The organism is Enterobacter sp. CFEC122 (assembly GCF_052983755.1).
Genome location: NZ_JBRIQR010000043.1, coordinates 25,548 through 40,715, shown reverse-complemented (window position 1 = coordinate 40,715; position 15,168 = coordinate 25,548). Strand labels below are relative to the sequence as shown.

At 45.7% G+C, this 15,168-nt stretch carries 21 protein-coding genes and 1 pseudogene; all 22 read right to left on the bottom strand.

Translation table 11 applies throughout. The annotated features are described in order from the left end of the window. Positions 1-285: 285 nt before the first annotated feature. Positions 286-891 carry a hypothetical protein gene (locus tag ACVCAM_RS22260; RefSeq protein ID WP_000137794.1) on the bottom strand — a complete coding sequence of 202 codons (606 nt, stop codon included), beginning with the start codon at positions 889-891 and terminating at the stop codon, positions 286-288. Between the two features lie 216 nt (positions 892-1,107). Then, a complete protein-coding gene (locus ACVCAM_RS22255; RefSeq protein WP_000703842.1) occupies positions 1,108-1,389 on the bottom strand; it encodes a hypothetical protein in 282 nt (93 codons plus the stop codon). Between the two features lie 145 nt (positions 1,390-1,534). Then, on the bottom strand, positions 1,535-1,711 hold the full coding sequence (locus tag ACVCAM_RS22250) for a hypothetical protein (RefSeq protein WP_000802040.1): 177 nt from the start codon (positions 1,709-1,711) through the stop codon (positions 1,535-1,537). 53 nt (positions 1,712-1,764) lie between these two features. After that, positions 1,765-2,076 (bottom strand): hypothetical protein, encoded by a 312-nt coding sequence (locus ACVCAM_RS22245; RefSeq protein WP_000633161.1) that lies wholly within the window; start codon positions 2,074-2,076, stop codon positions 1,765-1,767. A gap of 222 nt (positions 2,077-2,298) precedes the next feature. Further along, entirely contained in the window at positions 2,299-2,499 is a 201-nt protein-coding gene (locus ACVCAM_RS22240; protein WP_000814953.1) for a hypothetical protein, read from the bottom strand. A 39-nt stretch (positions 2,500-2,538) separates the two neighbouring features. Next, positions 2,539-2,763, bottom strand: a complete 225-nt coding sequence (locus ACVCAM_RS22235; protein ID WP_000551490.1) for a hypothetical protein — start codon at positions 2,761-2,763, stop codon at positions 2,539-2,541. Between the two features lie 54 nt (positions 2,764-2,817). Further along, entirely contained in the window at positions 2,818-3,021 is a 204-nt protein-coding gene (locus tag ACVCAM_RS22230; RefSeq protein ID WP_000781547.1) for a hypothetical protein, read from the bottom strand. Between the two features lie 552 nt (positions 3,022-3,573). Continuing rightward, positions 3,574-4,065, bottom strand: coding sequence for a DUF3085 domain-containing protein (locus ACVCAM_RS22225; RefSeq protein ID WP_001371932.1), 492 nt, complete (start codon positions 4,063-4,065; stop codon positions 3,574-3,576). A gap of 4 nt (positions 4,066-4,069) precedes the next feature. Continuing rightward, positions 4,070-4,381, bottom strand: a complete 312-nt coding sequence (locus tag ACVCAM_RS22220) for a DUF957 domain-containing protein (RefSeq protein WP_001165367.1) — start codon at positions 4,379-4,381, stop codon at positions 4,070-4,072. 516 nt (positions 4,382-4,897) lie between these two features. Next, a complete protein-coding gene (locus tag ACVCAM_RS22215) occupies positions 4,898-5,218 on the bottom strand; it encodes a hypothetical protein (protein ID WP_000071366.1) in 321 nt (106 codons plus the stop codon). 178 nt (positions 5,219-5,396) lie between these two features. Next, positions 5,397-5,624, bottom strand: a complete 228-nt coding sequence (locus ACVCAM_RS22210) for a hypothetical protein (protein ID WP_000336109.1) — start codon at positions 5,622-5,624, stop codon at positions 5,397-5,399. A 174-nt stretch (positions 5,625-5,798) separates the two neighbouring features. Continuing rightward, positions 5,799-6,692 (bottom strand): hypothetical protein, encoded by an 894-nt coding sequence (locus ACVCAM_RS22205; RefSeq protein WP_000252081.1) that lies wholly within the window; start codon positions 6,690-6,692, stop codon positions 5,799-5,801. Beyond that, positions 6,682-7,125, bottom strand: a pseudogene (locus ACVCAM_RS22200) (toxic anion resistance protein); the annotation flags it as partial. The pseudogene ACVCAM_RS22200 and the gene ACVCAM_RS22205, both read right to left, overlap by 11 nt. 158 nt (positions 7,126-7,283) lie before the next feature. Further along, positions 7,284-8,264 (bottom strand): IS5-like element IS5 family transposase, encoded by a 981-nt coding sequence (locus ACVCAM_RS22195; RefSeq protein ID WP_000019402.1) that lies wholly within the window; start codon positions 8,262-8,264, stop codon positions 7,284-7,286. A gap of 45 nt (positions 8,265-8,309) precedes the next feature. Beyond that, positions 8,310-8,993: a toxic anion resistance protein gene (locus ACVCAM_RS22190; RefSeq protein ID WP_447093670.1), complete on the bottom strand. Its 684-nt coding sequence runs from the start codon at positions 8,991-8,993 to the stop codon at positions 8,310-8,312. After that, positions 8,990-9,799 carry a toxic anion resistance protein gene (locus tag ACVCAM_RS22185; protein ID WP_000368643.1) on the bottom strand — a complete coding sequence of 270 codons (810 nt, stop codon included), beginning with the start codon at positions 9,797-9,799 and terminating at the stop codon, positions 8,990-8,992. Before ACVCAM_RS22185 ends, ACVCAM_RS22190 begins: the two co-directional genes overlap by 4 nt. Positions 9,800-10,369: 570 nt before the next feature. Beyond that, complete coding sequence (locus tag ACVCAM_RS22180) at positions 10,370-10,981, bottom strand: DUF6012 family protein (RefSeq protein WP_001371923.1); 612 nt, start codon at positions 10,979-10,981, stop codon at positions 10,370-10,372. Between the two features lie 110 nt (positions 10,982-11,091). Next, positions 11,092-11,625 (bottom strand): HNH endonuclease, encoded by a 534-nt coding sequence (locus ACVCAM_RS22175; protein WP_000241452.1) that lies wholly within the window; start codon positions 11,623-11,625, stop codon positions 11,092-11,094. A 54-nt stretch (positions 11,626-11,679) separates the two neighbouring features. After that, positions 11,680-11,874 (bottom strand): hypothetical protein, encoded by a 195-nt coding sequence (locus ACVCAM_RS22170; protein ID WP_000159617.1) that lies wholly within the window; start codon positions 11,872-11,874, stop codon positions 11,680-11,682. Further along, the gene (locus ACVCAM_RS22165; protein ID WP_000172888.1) at positions 11,871-12,182 is read right to left on the bottom strand and encodes a hypothetical protein; all 312 of its coding nucleotides are present in this window, start codon (positions 12,180-12,182) and stop codon (positions 11,871-11,873) included. Before ACVCAM_RS22165 ends, ACVCAM_RS22170 begins: the two co-directional genes overlap by 4 nt. Positions 12,183-12,244: 62 nt before the next feature. Further along, entirely contained in the window at positions 12,245-12,484 is a 240-nt protein-coding gene (locus tag ACVCAM_RS22160) for a hypothetical protein (RefSeq protein ID WP_001180999.1), read from the bottom strand. Positions 12,485-12,733: 249 nt separating this feature from the next. Next, positions 12,734-15,118 carry a phosphoadenosine phosphosulfate reductase domain-containing protein gene (locus ACVCAM_RS22155; protein ID WP_000469469.1) on the bottom strand — a complete coding sequence of 795 codons (2,385 nt, stop codon included), beginning with the start codon at positions 15,116-15,118 and terminating at the stop codon, positions 12,734-12,736. Between the last annotated feature and the right edge of the window lie 50 nt (positions 15,119-15,168).

Genomic DNA, 15,168 nt, shown 5'->3' with positions numbered 1-15,168 from the left:
GGTTAATTGAAAAATTACTCGGGGCTTTCTGCTTTTACCACAGTCAAACAGTGTTACCGCTGGCTGGGGCAAAAGCCTCCAGCACCAGCGTTATTATACCACCCTGCCCTGATCAGCCAAACACCCCGCCTACATAAATTACTGATTTTTCATTTATTTGACATGATTCACTTCCGGTTGTCGGCGAAAGTCATTTTATACTAAAGAAAAGGGTAACGGGCAGCTGCTGGGTCGGAACATACAGTGCAGTTCCTGCCCGTTTAATTTCCGGATGCAATGGTAGGATCAGGAGGCACTGCTTCCGTTGATTAGGGAAATCTTATGTGCCTGAATACGGCTGTATTCGAGATGGGATGCAATATTACAGATGCGCTCCAGTCGATCATGCAGCCTCGTGTAGGTCAGTCGATGAATACCGGACATTTCATCAAGTAGCCAGCGCTTGATGTAAGGGTTACAGGAAAGCCGGGCAAGATCGTCGTCATCCACTTCGTCAAAGAACCAGTACTGCTCCATCGGGACTACCTGAAATATCCACGGCCGGGGATAGTCCCCTGTGACAACCAAAAACCATGCAAGAAAGCATAGACACAGCTCAACGACCATAAGCATCGAAAATTGCGAATAACTTAGACCGGGCACATAGGGTGAACTATCCGCAACATACCCCCTGAGCAATTCCGCCACAAGGTAGCCCAATAGCGTCAAGGCCAGCATCAGGGTCAGGATTAATCCCCCATTAAACGCTACCGAAGCCTTTTGAACCCGATCAGGTGCTGTCCGGCTGCGATAGTTGGTCACTACTCTTTCTACAAGTGCCCTTATGGCAGCCTGTTCTTTACTGACATCAGCTCCGGAAAAACCGGACGGGCTTTTATTTAATTCAGTCATACCCCACTCCTGTTATGTGCTCTACTTAACAAACACGTAGATCATACAGAGCTCACGGACGCACTCCTGCCAGATAAAGGAGGGAATTTGGCTGTAAGACGGTTAGCCAACAGTTCAGGTTATGCGTGGGATCCGCCCAGTCAGAAAGGATTCCGTTAATAACAGGCAAGGTTAAAGGCAGATGGACGGTGAAATTGTGGGTGCTAAAAGGGGGTATTACTCTTTTTCCTGCATAGCGGTTTTTTCAGCCCGGGTGGCCAGACGAACATTTCCGAAAGGCTCACGGACAAGCAGTGGCTTCTCCTTCTTCCAGCCCCTGATAGCCGTTTCTCCAAACCGACGTGGTGCATTGCCGTTCCAGCGAGCAATCACATGGTTATCATGAATTTCAATAATGACAACGGGGTGGACAATGACCGTTGAAATGGTGGTATTTCCCATTTTGGTACGGGTTACAGACCAAACCTGCATCCCGGATTCCAGCTGGCTGATTTTCATATTATATCCTTAAGCCATCACGAACTGCGCCACAAACAATTAATGTGGCGCAATTTACCATAAACAATAAACATCAGATACCCGTGAAAAGATTTCCCTTTATTTTAAAATTCTTCTGGAGAAAAAATGATATTTCCAGAAGAGGTCAGCGAAATTCAGAAACGGCCATCACAATGGTGCTGCGCTGACGCTGGCGTTCTGCCTTGCGCTGCCTGCGGCGATAGATCTGTTTTGCGCTGACGTAAGGGCAGTCCTCACGGGTATACCAGCAGCAGCCGCAAGGTTCGGGCCGGGGTTTTCCGGCAAGTCCAAATGGTTTCATCAAGTCACCTTTTTAATGTTTTTAATGGAAAGATACTTACCTAACCCATTGTTTTATAGGAAATAACGTTGTTGCATAAACAGATACAGATAACCCTCAGGAGAAAACATGCAAAGGTTATCAGTGATAACCGCGTCCAGATACCGAGTGTCAGTCTGTAAACGTTTTATCACCAGAAAATGTGCTGCCGCAGCCTTAATGCCAGAACTACCGTTTACAACATTATGTATACCCGCTTTGAATAACGAACGAGCATGAATTACCTTTTCCCGGGCCGCTTCGATCTCAGCATTAATAACGCATTGCCGCGCCTGGATGACTGCCTCTCCGGTTAAATCGCGGAAATTCATTAGAGATGTGATCATGATTGACTCTCCAGATTATGTGGAATCATTATAACAACTGGCACCACGCCACAAATAACCTGAGATAAATTCTTTGAAATATTCCTATATATAAGGAATTACAGTCGGAAAAGAAACAATGAAATAGCGCCGACCGCTTAAAATCGATAAATTAAAATGGACGGCACTGGAATGAAAAACTGAAAGTAGTAAGACCGTAATTATCCTTCACGGATGTAAGCTTTAAAAGAGGAGTACTGGCAAAGCTTTGCCAAGTACTTCGGCGGTTGTGTCTACGATTTTACGGATGTCATCGATCTGCGAAGGCTTATTCAACACCACCGTAAAAAGCTCTCCTTCGTTATCAGCCTGCTCGCAGTTTCCGTATCGGCTCCCGTCGTACAGCTGCACAATACGTGACATAGAAGACTTTGTTTGTTTCATGGCTTTGCACCTGCTTTTAGGCAGTTTGGTTACTGGTTATCAGAAGCTGGTTTCATGCGCTTCCGGCTGGGACACGAACTGGTATTTGACGCCGCCAGGCACACCTACTGCTTCGGCAATAGAGTCGCAAAGCCGCGATAAATCATTTAGTGTCATCGGATATTCAATATCTACTGAATATAAAGCACCTGCATTTTCAGCATCTTCGATGTTTTTATACTGGGCACTAAATATAGCAATGGTCTGAATTTCGTGGTTATGCATGAACCGGTCCTTATTAAATTATAAAAGCCACCCGAGAGTGGCCTGAGTGGAAACTTAAATCTGTGAAGTATATTTGAGAGATTTTTTGCGATCCAGATGCCGGGCAACAATGGTTCCGATAACAAGTAGCGTGATGACCGCACTGAAGAAGGTGCTGTCAGGGACGCCCTGGAAAAAATCACTGAAACTGTAAACAATAAAAATCAATGCGCAAAAATAGAAAACGATACGAACATAAGGGGTAAAAAACATTTTCATCGGTTGCCTTCCATTCAGGGAGAATTCTCAGTAATTACATCACACCTGAAGAGAAACTATTTTCGTATAAATGAGCATTTTCGACATATCAGAGGGGGGTTTTACTCATAAATGAGGTAGTAAGGGTCACACTTGAGATGAAAGTTACTTTCCTGGCTGCGAACGAACTATCTCAAATGTTAGAGGTGTGCGTTCGCCTTAAGAGCTTCATGCCCTGAGGAGCTCAACTTGAGCCGATAGTATAAACCTGGCTCCAGATGCCTTACTGGCTGGCATAACTCCACGAGGCCCAGCCGGAACAGGACCGGAGAGCTCCTGCACGTCACATCATCAGGATTCCCCATAAACGTACGCCGTTCTCTGGCCCGTCTGAAATTGCCAGAGATATCATAGATCGTGCCGGATGCCATCCGTCTTAACACGTAAATCTGCGCCCTTGTAAGCTTCTGGGCGGAACTGCTTAAACCTGACATACCTTCCCGGCCTTATATAAAACAATCCGCCAGCAGCTCGACTGGCGGACAATGTTTGACTGGATACAGCAAGGACATACTATTTGCTGACAAGTTTGATATTGGTTTCACTCATTCGAAGTCGAAACTCCTGAAAACCCTGCTCTACCGCTAACTCCAGCCACTCAACGGGAATGGTATAGCTACAATCAGACCCACCCAAAGCGGCATCACAAGCGTAATCCCAGTCCTCATCCAGTTTTGGATTCATCCCCTGGGCGTAAGCCACAGTATCGCGGGATGCGGGAGAGCCCTCAAGCTCAGCATTAGTGATCAGGTATACACCATGACTGTGCGCGAGAAGCACTTTTGGCACCAGATGTGTGCTGGCAATTTTTGAGGATGAGGGAAAGAAAACCCTACCAGCTTTACGCGCCTCTTCTTCAGTCTGTCCCTCAGCGTTAAGGAGGGCTCCCCCCGGATAGCATGCCGGGTCATAGATCTGATCTGGGGTGACCGAAAACGTTTTTGCGGTGCGAATTTCTTCGATCAGTTTATTGATATCTGCCATTTCAAATACGAGAGTGGTCACAGGCTTACTCTCCCTCTTCAGTGGACAACATCAGATACTTTGTTGCCAGCAGAAGCTCTCCCACATCCTTGAGGGACAATTCAGCTTTGCCTTCTACGGCAAGCTGCAAGCGCTGTCGAATTGCATGAACAGAATCTGAAGATAAAGATGCCATTTTGCGCAAAACGGCATTAGCCTTTTCTACAGCAGGATACAGAATTTCTGAGTTGGTATTATCTTCGTCATTATCAAAGATAATTTCAGAATCCATATTGATGTTATCTTCAAGCCAGCTTGAAAGCACTTCAAGTAATGACATCACCTTTTCAATTTGCATATCGCCTCCTCTGTTAACATGAAACAAATATAACAAAGTGGCTTACCCGGCTAATAACCTGAGCAGAAAGTTTTCGAACTTAGTTTGAAAACAAGTTTTCTGCTCAGGTTAATGTTAAAGTCGCTGGGTAAAAGATAAAAGGCACTGAAGATGATTTAAGCATCAAACAGACTAAATAGGATTCCGTCTTTTATAACGCTTTTAAAATAGAATGAATGAAATATAAATTTTGCGTTTAAGAATGAACGCTGTAGAGGATGATTTATCCAGTGATATGCAGTTTGTGGCCTTTAAAAAGGCTTTATTATGGACTTGAATTGCAAAGAGAGCACCGACATTTTTCTGGGGGCTCCCGCAGAGAAAAAGCTGTGAGGTTATGAAGACGTATAGGAGGTATTCGGCGAAATACTGTATGGCCACAGGAGAGCTTCAGCACCCATATCCTGCCGCCTCGCTCGCCTGTGGTGATTTCAATATGTTCTACGTCATACCACGTAGTTGTATTTCTCACTTTGTTTATGCTTCCTGACACCGCGTGAACGCAATCTTCGTCTGGATGCGTTCATAGATGGAAAACTGCCTTTCAATGGAATCGGCATTAGACAGTAATTCATGAAGCTCAGCAGAATCTGTATCAGGAACGATAGCGACAGAAACTCCATATTTACGCCCAGTTCTGATCAGGTGCGCAAGTTTTTCCTTCTCTGATTCTGTGAGCATTGCCAGATCCCTTCCGGATACCTGCTCGATAAATGGACCAAGGTTTTTCGGAAAAAAGGGTTCGGCATCAGAATTATGTACCGGGAGCGTTTGCGGCTTATCGAAGCTATTGGACATGAAAAGAACCTTTATAGTTAGAGAGGTGGAGACTGAATGCGTAGCCCATTAAAATTAGTAGTGCCACACTCGAATGCTAATCATACTTTATGATGGCTATGGTAGGAATGGCCGTCAACTTAAACCGCCAGAAGCGAGCCATTCACCGTTAAAGTAACTTTCCCGTATGATGTTCTTTTTATGGAATGAGTTGTTCACACTCCTCTTTAAGAGCCGCCCTGGAACGAGATCGACAGACTTTGCTTAATGAAGAGCGTAATTGATGTTCATCAACCCCATCAGCGACAAACTGACCAATTTTCTTTTCAAGACGCTGCATTGCCTCATAAAGCTTGGCATCAGTATTATTTTTAAGAAACCTCAGTATATAATCAGCAATAATTTGAACAGGAGTAAAGTTACACATCATGTATCCTTAATAAGTTGTGTAAAAATAAAACCATAAAAAACATAATCAGAAGTAGATTATTATACTTGAGTAAGCTTTTCAGCTAACAAGCTGGAGAAGCAGATTCCGGTAAATTACTACATATTTGATAAAAGTTACTGAATAAAAAAGCCCAGCGTACCGGGCTTTCATTCAATTTGATTCTAAGAATCTGACTCGCCGCCTGATTTTTATACCAAGAAGAGCGAACAAAACGCCAACGAATGCGACGGGACTACCTACTTTAAGACAATTAACCGACGCTTTTGAAAAGGTATGTGATTTAGACATACGTTTTTGCTCATAACGAATCGCAAGTGGTGAGACGGATTTATCTAAAGCTGTCTTTTCCAATGCATAACGAACTTTCACGGGAATATTTGACTGTAATACACCAGACATATACGCCCTAACAACATTCTGTGTTAACTTCACATCTGGCTTGCCGAGTTTTATATGTAGTTGCGCCTTTAAATAGTTTACAGATACCTCTTCGCCTGAGGGCCAATTACTATCATTTAAATATGCGACAAGTTTATCGTATTTTTCATGTTTTACATATTTCTTGATAACCTTTACAGTCGAAGCTGAAGTGGCATCAGTCTCTTCCGAACCTAAAGCAGATGTAAAAACTGACAAGCCGATAAGAAAAGCGCCAGCAATTAGAAGCATCGGGAATATCTCACCTATTTCCTCCCCCTTTAAAATTTTAAAGGCAGTTGAAGAAACTACTAATAGCCCCATAATCCCTAATAGCAACTTAGAATATGTAGTTAGGAAGCCTCCAAATGCATCGCCAAAATCCGAAACCACTAACTTATCTTCACCTTCAGATGAATTGAAGAATGACAAGGGCACATCAATATCAAAGTCCAGAACTGAAGGTGAGAGGTGTAATGACAGCAACCACAAGCAAAGACCAAAAATCATTATCAGCAGGCCCGCACCAAATATCGCGAAACCTGAATTTCTAATCTTTATAGACCGGTGAAAAAGAAATGACAGTTCACGGGAAAAATCGTCACTACTCTTAAGGTTACGCACCATGATCTACCCCTTTTTGTGTCAGTCGGGTGCGCAAATTCTCACGCATGGCAAGAACCTGTTTTTCTGTTTCCCTGAGCTTAATAGCCCCTTCTCTCTGGATTTTAACAACATCGCCAACCGTCTGGATAAGCGTATCCTGCACCTCTTTAAGGGTGCTTATATCAATAACCAGCCGTTGGTTTGCTTTCATAGTTTCTACTGCATTGCGATGCAGTAATTTTGCATTACTACGGAGTAACTCATTGTTGGCATTATCGATATCATTGGCAAGATTTACAGCGTTACGCTGTCCATTTAGAGAAATGGCTAACAGAAACTGACGCTTGAAATTAGGGACAGTAACCTCTTTGACGCTATGAAACTTGTCGATAAGACTTTGGTTATTTGCCTGTATAATCCGTACCATTGGCAATACTTGCATAGCAGACTGCTGAGAAACAACTAAGGAAGGTGCGAATAAGCGGGGAAATTCTTCTCGGCTGACTCAGCCATTTCATTTCTTCATGTTTGAGCCGATTTTTTCTCCCGTAAATGCCTTGAATCAGCCTATTTAGACCGTTTCTTCGCCATTTAAGGCGTTATTCCCAGTTTTTAGTGAGATCTCTCCCACTGACGTATCATTTGGTCCGCCCGAAACAGGTTGGCCAGCGTGAATAACATCGCCAGTTGGTTATCGTTTTTCAGCAACCCCTTGTATCTGGCTTTCACGAAGCCGAACTGTCGCTTGATGATGCGAAATGGGTGCTCCACCTTGGCCCGGATGCTGGCTTTCATGTATTCGATGTTGATGGCCGTTTTGTTCTTGCGTGGATGCTGTTTCAAGGTTCTTACCTTGCCGGGGCGCTCGGCGATCAGCCAGTCCACATCCACCTCGGCCAGCTCCTCGCGCTGTGGCGCCCCTTGGTAGCCGGCATCGGCTGAGACAAATTGCTCCTCTCCATGAAGCAGATTACCCAGCTGATTGAGGTCATGCTCGTTGGCCGCGGTGGTGACCAGGCTGTGGGTCAGGCCACTCTTGGCATCGACACCAATGTGGGCCTTCATGCCAAAGTGCCACTGATTGCCTTTCTTGGTCTGATGCATCTCCGGATCGCGTTGCTGCTCTTTGTTCTTGGTCGAGCTGGGTGCCTCAATGATGGTGGCATCGACCAAGGTGCCTTGAGTCATCATGACGCCTGCTTCGGCCAGCCAGCGATTGATGGTCTTGAACAATTGGCGGGCCAGTTGATGCTGCTCCAGCAGGTGGCGGAAATTCATGATGGTGGTGCGGTCAGGCAAGGCGCTATCCAGGGATAACCGGGCAAACAGACGCATGGAGGCGATTTCGTACAGAGCATCTTCCATCGCGCCATCGCTCAGGTTGTACCAATGCTGCATGCAGTGAATGCGTAGCATGGTTTCCAGCGGATAAGGTCGCCGGCCATTACCAGCCTTGGGGTAAAACGGCTCGATGACTTCCACCATGTTTTGCCATGGCAGAATCTGCTCCATGCGGGACAAGAAAATCTCTTTTCTGGTCTGACGGCGCTTACTGCTGAATTCACTGTCGGCGAAGGTGAGTTGATGACTCATGATGAACCCTGTTCCATGGCTCCAGATGACAAACATGATCTCATATCAGGGACTTGTTCGCACCTTCCCTAAATCGCCAATACGTTTTTCTAAATTAGCAATTAGCGTATCCAGATCAGATACTTCCTGGAACTTAGCAGGATTGTTACCAACATTAGCTCTGAGATTTTCTGCTTTTAATTGTAATTCTCCCAGCCTTAATTTACCGGCAGCAATATGTACACCTGTTAAGTGGTGTTCTTTAACGACTTCATCAAACATTTGCTGGAGCGAAATATTATTAGAACCGAGGCTATTCTGTGTAACTGAAACCTCTGAAACCAGAGCATCGATTTGTTCACGAGTTGATTCAAACTGTGCGGCGAAATTCTTCCCACGGGTGCGGATTTTATCCAACAAAGGGCCAATAACTGGCAGATTTGAACGACTTTCAGTTAAGTTCGAGATGTTTACATTTCTTGCAAGGTTGATAATTTCAGTTAATTTGCTCCCGGCTTCGTCTAAATCTTTATTGCGAATTTGCTCAAGCAGGCTATCCGCATAATTAGCAGTGTTTTCCCCCATTGCCCGGCCAAAACGATAAACTGTTCCTGGATCATCGGCATTAATGCATTCCGCGACGGCTTTAATCTCTTGTTCATCTTGCTCATTCAGCCCGAACTTTTCCAGTTCAGCGGAAGTCAAAGTAAAAGCAACAACCTCAGTTTTGGTGGTCAAATTATTAATCATTTTTGGAATCCCTCTAAATTTTGTCGCAGGCTTTTTAGAAGAGCCTCGTGGGCCTGATTAGCTTTTCTAACAATCGTAGGGTCAGTGTTATTTACTGATAACAGCGAAAGTGTGTGTTGCCGCCATACTGGAACCAGGACTTTTATAGTTTCGTTAAAGCGGTCAGCAATATCTATACAAGTCCCGCGAGTGATTTCCATCTGCATGGCGGCCATTTCATGAGACGCAAGCAGTGTTGCCAGGTTAGCTAAACGTCTGGCAAATCTTTCCCTCGGTTTATCGAAGACAAGGCTTAGATCGTCACTATTTTTTTCTTCGGTAGAATCCCTAAGGAACTCATGGCCTGCCTGGATAAAAATTTTAAGGCGTTTGATTTCTGACACATATGTTTCAAGCAGCTCTTCTAAAGCCAGTAGCGTCTCATTCACATGTGTCAGATATCCGTTCCCCTCATTAATAAGATTTTCCACCTTCTCACGTGCGTGTTGGTAACGAACGCGCTTTTCAAGGTGTTTGCCCGTAAAGCGGGAAAACCAGGATGGATTGCTACTGATAGAACGTGGATCTGCCTCCGCTAAGGCACTTACGATACGGTTCAAGGCTCCTGATAAAGCGGTAACTGCGTCTTTCTCCAGAAGATTTGAATACTTATCCATAGCCTTCGAAGATAAAGCCGAGTCGCCGTAATGGCTTATTGCCCCAGCATTAAGCAGAAGACCGGGTATAAATTCTTCTTTGAGTTCTGCTATCGATATGTTGCTGCTGTCAGTTGAAACGTTCATTTTTGCCTCAAAATGGTTATCCATGACAGCCTATCATTTACCGTTCTGCTGATTTTTCGGTTAAAGCGCCAAAACCTGGGTTTATCCGTTTTCGAGGCAAAAAAATAGAATCTGATCCTCACGTAACCCTTTGCCATTCTGATTAAAGGAGAAGTCCCCTACTGTCTGTGCACTGAATTCAGCACTGGATGAAGTTAGGACATGAAGTGCACATAGATCCCCTGCTTGACCTACCAATCACCGCCTTCAATGTTTAGATCTGGTGACCTTACAGCGACCATTTCTCTAACCGGATGGTCATTGTTGTCGTGGCTGCTCCCCAACAGCAGGCTTACCGTTCCGCTGGCAGAGTAATACATCGCGTCAGGAAAGTGCTCCCTGACCTCCTAAAGCAATTTGTTCATGCTGTTAGTTAAACGATAAAAGCGTCGGGCTGCGTTCGGCATAGCTTCTTCCAGGAGGTCAGAAGCATCAATCTCACGGCCGTTTATAACGCGGAGAATATCTTGCTCATCCATAGGTTACTCCCAGGCAATAAATCAAAGTGGCCAGGCAAAAGGAGACTCGCCTGGCATCAAAAAGAATAAAAGGTCGTTACGAACTGATAATGATGGCCTGGTCAGTTTGAGGAAGTCGGTTTCCTCTGATGAATGCTGGATGGCTTAAACGAGCAGATGACATGGTCATCGCCAGAAATGTCTCTTCACGCGAACGCAGCAATTCCCCCCATGAATAGGTTTCCCATACGTCGTGGGAAAGATCGGATTCCTTTATGTACCTTGACTGCATTGTTGGTTCAAAATCGACGGGAGCTAGACTGTCATAGGATGGATGTACACGGTACCCCAATTCTTCCTCCCTCTGATGGTATGCATGTGCCAAAAGGACATCATGGGAGACCAAGTCATAGTCTTTGTCCTGAACGAGCGTTTTTACGGTATGACTAATTTTTCCAAAGCCTTCAATTTCCCAGATTGTTATCATTGTGAACTCAGTTAAAGTCCGTGGGCTTTTTACCAGAAAGCCATTTAATGCACGTCGCCCCTTCAACATGACAACGTGGTAGGACTTGTTGGGATAAGGTTTCATTGCCACCAGCGAATCAGCTTTAAGCTCAAGTGACAATTCAGGTACAGAAACTGACACGAGAGTACACTTGTTTTTCATATGGTGAAGAATACGGGGCACAAGATGCAGATACATCATTTTCTCCTTTGAAGGATATACCAGGCAGCTCCTCAGCAGCATCAAAATATTTAAATCACTCTTTAATTAGTAAACCACTGCTGATTAACTTCTTTTATGTTTCACAGAAATTATTCGTTTTGTTTCTGTTCGTTATACTGCTCAAACCAGAAGACGACCGGTTTTTCTACAATATGAAGCAACCCAAAACGTTCTGCGGTACGGAAATTCACGCTATATGCGCGAGCCCGTTCAACCTGTTTGGTAATTTCTTTTCTCATTCCTTCAACACTAAAAGCTCCTTTAAAAAGGTTGCAGGGGGCGCATGATGGAAATAAGTTTTCTATAGCATGCAGTTCAGGGTGCATAACCTTACCCGTACTTCGGGCAACATGAGTTACGCCGCTGCCGACAGGGGCTCTCACCAGTTCAAAGTCGCGTCGAACAGGCTCAACATGATCGGCATGCCACCCTTTTTCAGGAAGCTTGCAACCACAATAGGCACAACGCCCCCCAAATTTCATTCGCAGCTCAGCTCGCTGTATTTTAGAGATCTTATTTTTAGGTTTTGAGAACCTACCATCAGGTGATTCAGCTTTGGATAACTTTGCTGAGGGCTCAGGTAATTCAACTAAATTCCCGTTGATATTTATCACCTTGACCATATCATTTTCCGCCTTTACTAAGCTCACGGGCACAGGAACTGGCTTAAGTAACCGCTAAAGATAACAGCCACTGACTGCATCTACCCAGACCTTCTGTTTATACTCAATAGGCCACCCCTCTTTATCTGCCCGGATGACGCAATCATTTACCGTGGTGCGTGACCGGATACGAACATCAAGCGGAAGCGAATCGTTATCCACACGAGCCTGTGCCTCATTTAAAATGCGTAAAAACATCTCTTTGGTCATTCAGATACCCCCTCAACTTTGCGAATTTTGATCAGATGAGGGCGACTCAGTTTACAAAGTTGTTCTGTCGCTTCATCAATCGAATTGAACCGATGAGCCTCTTCGATATTTAAAGTCCAGTATTTCGCTTTCCCTTCTCCCAGATCGGACTCAAAATAATTTCGCTTTACATCCATTTTTTTAGGCCTGCCATTTATCTTGACGACATTATGTCTGTCATCAAAAAGAAATTCGTCCCCCTCAAAAGTGATTAATACAAATGGCCCCTCAGGCTTGGAAGTCCGGGAACTTTCCATTTTCAAAGTCATACTTCAGCCTCTCGATAGAACTCATGAAACGTCAAATTAAAATGGACTCACACCACACTGATTCAGTATTCCTCCTGAACCCCATTAGGCTCTGTTGTGATTTCATATTTAATTCCGCCAGGTGCTCCCACAGCGTCCGCGACCGACTCACACAGCAGCGAGAGATCGTTGAGGGTCATTGGGTGTTCAATGTCCAGCGTGAAGAGTTTCCCGGCTTGCTTGGCGGCTGTCTTGTCAGCATGTTCGGCATTAAAAAGGTATACGGTGTGTTTTTCCTGAGCGGGTGTATTTTGATTTTGCATTGATGATCCTTTTGTTTAGTTCCCCGATTCCGGGGGTGAGTGAATTAATTTAAATTTATATTCGTCTGGTTTAATTAGAACGTTTCCACGCTATGCGTAAACAGGTAATGCAAGGGCTGTATCAACAGGATTAAAGTTACTTTTCTGGATGCAGCAACGCTTGGACATGATGTCCACATTACATCACGATCAAAGCTAAGTTTTTTTTGTATAACCCCTCCATTTTCGTGTGTTTCGCGTTTCAGACGCTTATACGACCTGCTTGACCATCCTCATCAGAAGGCGGTTTAACAGTCCTTTCGCTGTCGGGCGATTGCTATCGACATAGTAAAAACCTGTTTTGGTCGTACCGTGAGCACTGCTCAGCACCCTCAGTTCCCAGATAACGTCACGGATAACGCCGCCATTTTCTGGCTTAAGGCATTCAGATAAATGGCGCATGAAACGAGCTCTTACGGCACGGTAATAGCGGAACTCCTCTGGCTGGTTAGTATTTTCTTTCACCCGGAGTCGCTGGTTACACAGAGTTAGAACTGCATCCATCATTCCCGCCTTCAGCTTCGCCTGGATCGCACCTTGTTGCTGTTCCCTCTCACCTTCGAGTAACGTTAAAATTCTTTCTCCGAGTGCCGTCTTGTTGTGTACGTGCAACTGAACACAGGCAGCTACGCATGCCCAGAATCTGAACTTTTTTATCTGTCCACGCAATTTCCGGGCTACAACCTGACGGTATGCAGAATCACTGAGTATTTTAAAACGCCGACTGGCAACCAGCTCTGGAAGCGACACTCTGTCGCCTATCCCCAGGCGGGAAAAGGTTTGTCCCCGTTGTGCGAGACGATGATAGACAGCGCCCTTGCCTTTTGAAATTCGGACCGCGCCATAACGAAGAAGATACTGAGCAGCAGTCGTTGGAGTAAACTCACCGTCAGCGATGCGCTGGCGTAACCCGTCGTATTCATGCCAGATAATCCAGGACGCCGTATCTTCTTCAACAGTCAGCTCATCCTCTTCCTCGAATGCCACGACGACAGAACTGCTCTCTCCGGTCTTTAGGCTACGTGAAGCCCTGGGGTCAGCCTGCCCGTCAAAATAGGTCATCAGCGGCAACGTATCAGTCAGTCCATCATAAGCTGTACCGAACCGGCCTCCGGGCAGTTTCATCCAGAGTGGAGCTGGCATTGGTGTACGGGGCACAGGCTGCATGTCAGGCTCATCCTCAAGAAGGTCCAGATCGGCCTCTTCCCAGACCCTGCGATAGATCTCAATTGCCCGAAACGGGCGAGGGTTGAAACAGTGCAACGACCAGAGGAAATCAACGTGGATCACGTTTGCTTCCTGTACAAGCCGAAATTGTGGCTCAGCCATACGACGGTTATAAGCCGTATCGTCAACCTCGCCGGAAAGTAGCTTTCTGCGATGCTCTGCCGCACGTCTTGCTTCAACATAATCAAGGCTGCAACAGGCATGAAAAAGACGTTCAGTCAGGGACGAAGAAAAGATATTGGGTTGAAGACGCACATATCCGCCTTCGAACACTTTACGACCGATATAATCCCGCAGGCTCCAGTCGTACTGGATCTTAGAAAGAAATCGCTGAAGACGACTCAGGCCAGCCTGATAACCGTATTTCTCCGGGTCAGTTCGAAGGAGCGTTTCCATTGAATGGTCAACCCCTACTGCTGTGCAAAGCGAGCACCCATATCGAGCCCCACAAGCTGATGTTCGAGTGGGTTTCTCCGGCGACCAGATACACTCCCCGGTGGCGTCTTTATAAAGCGTTGCCAGGCTGAAGTTATCCGGCATAAAGCTTGGTAAAGGGAAGCGTGATTCGGAACCACAGGCCATCAGAAAAGACCAGATGTCCTGAGTGCGCCACTCCTTTACCGGATAGAGTTCACCACCGTGCTCAGTCAGGGTTACTTTCCTCGCCTGCCCTCCCATTTTGAGGATATTTCCGGCCCTTCGGGCACTTTCATCATCCCTGGAGCCCAGCATCAGGCATACCCTGCTTCGAACGGATGCCGGGGCGTTTTTCAGGTAACGAGCTTTGGCCTGGCGCAGGGGCGCGATTTTGTAGTCGGTTGAGCACTGTCGGGTAGAAGAATTAGTCCAGGTCGGAAGTCCGCGCCCAGTCAGAATGCGGCCGACCCAGCTCTGCGTAAGAGACGGTCGGGCGACAAGGACTGTGACCGGTAGCTGGTGTTCAGCAATGAACATTCTGAGCTGGTTGAGAACCTGTGAAGCCTGATAGTGCATCTCAGGGTTTTCGATCAGCGTATCGGACATCTGAATGAAATGATGTTCGCTGATATTTGTGCCGTTACGTACTGCCCTGATCAATGCCATCAGAAACAGGTGCAGAAGAGAATGGGAGTCTTTGCCGCCACTGTATCCCACGCACATTGTCCAGCCGTCCGTAATAGCCTGATAAATAGCAGATGTGGCTGACATGACCAGAGAAGAAAGACTCACAGTCTCCTTTTCATCGGTATAGTTCAGATCGGCATCGGTTGTCAGGGTCTCCCAAACATCCGCCCATTTATCATGTTTCAAAATGGCAGCATTAGCCGCCTCAGGAAAAATAACTTCTGAGGATAATTCAAGGAATGAGTCGCTTTTTTCAATAAACATATATTTTCCTGAACCACGGTATATGCTGCATCACTGATATTATTAGAACT

Coding starts and splice junctions, on each gene's coding strand:
- ACVCAM_RS22260 (WP_000137794.1), bottom strand. CDS start 891: ATGACTGAATTAAATAAAAGCCCGTCCGGTTTTTCCGGAGCTGATGTC.
- ACVCAM_RS22255 (WP_000703842.1), bottom strand. CDS start 1,389: ATGAAAATCAGCCAGCTGGAATCCGGGATGCAGGTTTGGTCTGTAACC.
- ACVCAM_RS22250 (WP_000802040.1), bottom strand. CDS start 1,711: ATGAAACCATTTGGACTTGCCGGAAAACCCCGGCCCGAACCTTGCGGC.
- ACVCAM_RS22245 (WP_000633161.1), bottom strand. CDS start 2,076: ATGATCACATCTCTAATGAATTTCCGCGATTTAACCGGAGAGGCAGTC.
- ACVCAM_RS22240 (WP_000814953.1), bottom strand. CDS start 2,499: ATGAAACAAACAAAGTCTTCTATGTCACGTATTGTGCAGCTGTACGAC.
- ACVCAM_RS22235 (WP_000551490.1), bottom strand. CDS start 2,763: ATGCATAACCACGAAATTCAGACCATTGCTATATTTAGTGCCCAGTAT.
- ACVCAM_RS22230 (WP_000781547.1), bottom strand. CDS start 3,021: ATGAAAATGTTTTTTACCCCTTATGTTCGTATCGTTTTCTATTTTTGC.
- ACVCAM_RS22220 (WP_001165367.1), bottom strand. CDS start 4,381: ATGCAAATTGAAAAGGTGATGTCATTACTTGAAGTGCTTTCAAGCTGG.
- ACVCAM_RS22215 (WP_000071366.1), bottom strand. CDS start 5,218: ATGTCCAATAGCTTCGATAAGCCGCAAACGCTCCCGGTACATAATTCT.
- ACVCAM_RS22210 (WP_000336109.1), bottom strand. CDS start 5,624: ATGTGTAACTTTACTCCTGTTCAAATTATTGCTGATTATATACTGAGG.
- ACVCAM_RS22205 (WP_000252081.1), bottom strand. CDS start 6,692: ATGGTGCGTAACCTTAAGAGTAGTGACGATTTTTCCCGTGAACTGTCA.
- ACVCAM_RS22195 (WP_000019402.1), bottom strand. CDS start 8,264: ATGAGTCATCAACTCACCTTCGCCGACAGTGAATTCAGCAGTAAGCGC.
- ACVCAM_RS22190 (WP_447093670.1), bottom strand. CDS start 8,993: ATGATTAATAATTTGACCACCAAAACTGAGGTTGTTGCTTTTACTTTG.
- ACVCAM_RS22185 (WP_000368643.1), bottom strand. CDS start 9,799: ATGGATAACCATTTTGAGGCAAAAATGAACGTTTCAACTGACAGCAGC.
- ACVCAM_RS22180 (WP_001371923.1), bottom strand. CDS start 10,981: ATGATGTATCTGCATCTTGTGCCCCGTATTCTTCACCATATGAAAAAC.
- ACVCAM_RS22175 (WP_000241452.1), bottom strand. CDS start 11,625: ATGGTCAAGGTGATAAATATCAACGGGAATTTAGTTGAATTACCTGAG.
- ACVCAM_RS22170 (WP_000159617.1), bottom strand. CDS start 11,874: ATGACCAAAGAGATGTTTTTACGCATTTTAAATGAGGCACAGGCTCGT.
- ACVCAM_RS22165 (WP_000172888.1), bottom strand. CDS start 12,182: ATGACTTTGAAAATGGAAAGTTCCCGGACTTCCAAGCCTGAGGGGCCA.
- ACVCAM_RS22160 (WP_001180999.1), bottom strand. CDS start 12,484: ATGCAAAATCAAAATACACCCGCTCAGGAAAAACACACCGTATACCTT.
- ACVCAM_RS22155 (WP_000469469.1), bottom strand. CDS start 15,118: ATGTTTATTGAAAAAAGCGACTCATTCCTTGAATTATCCTCAGAAGTT.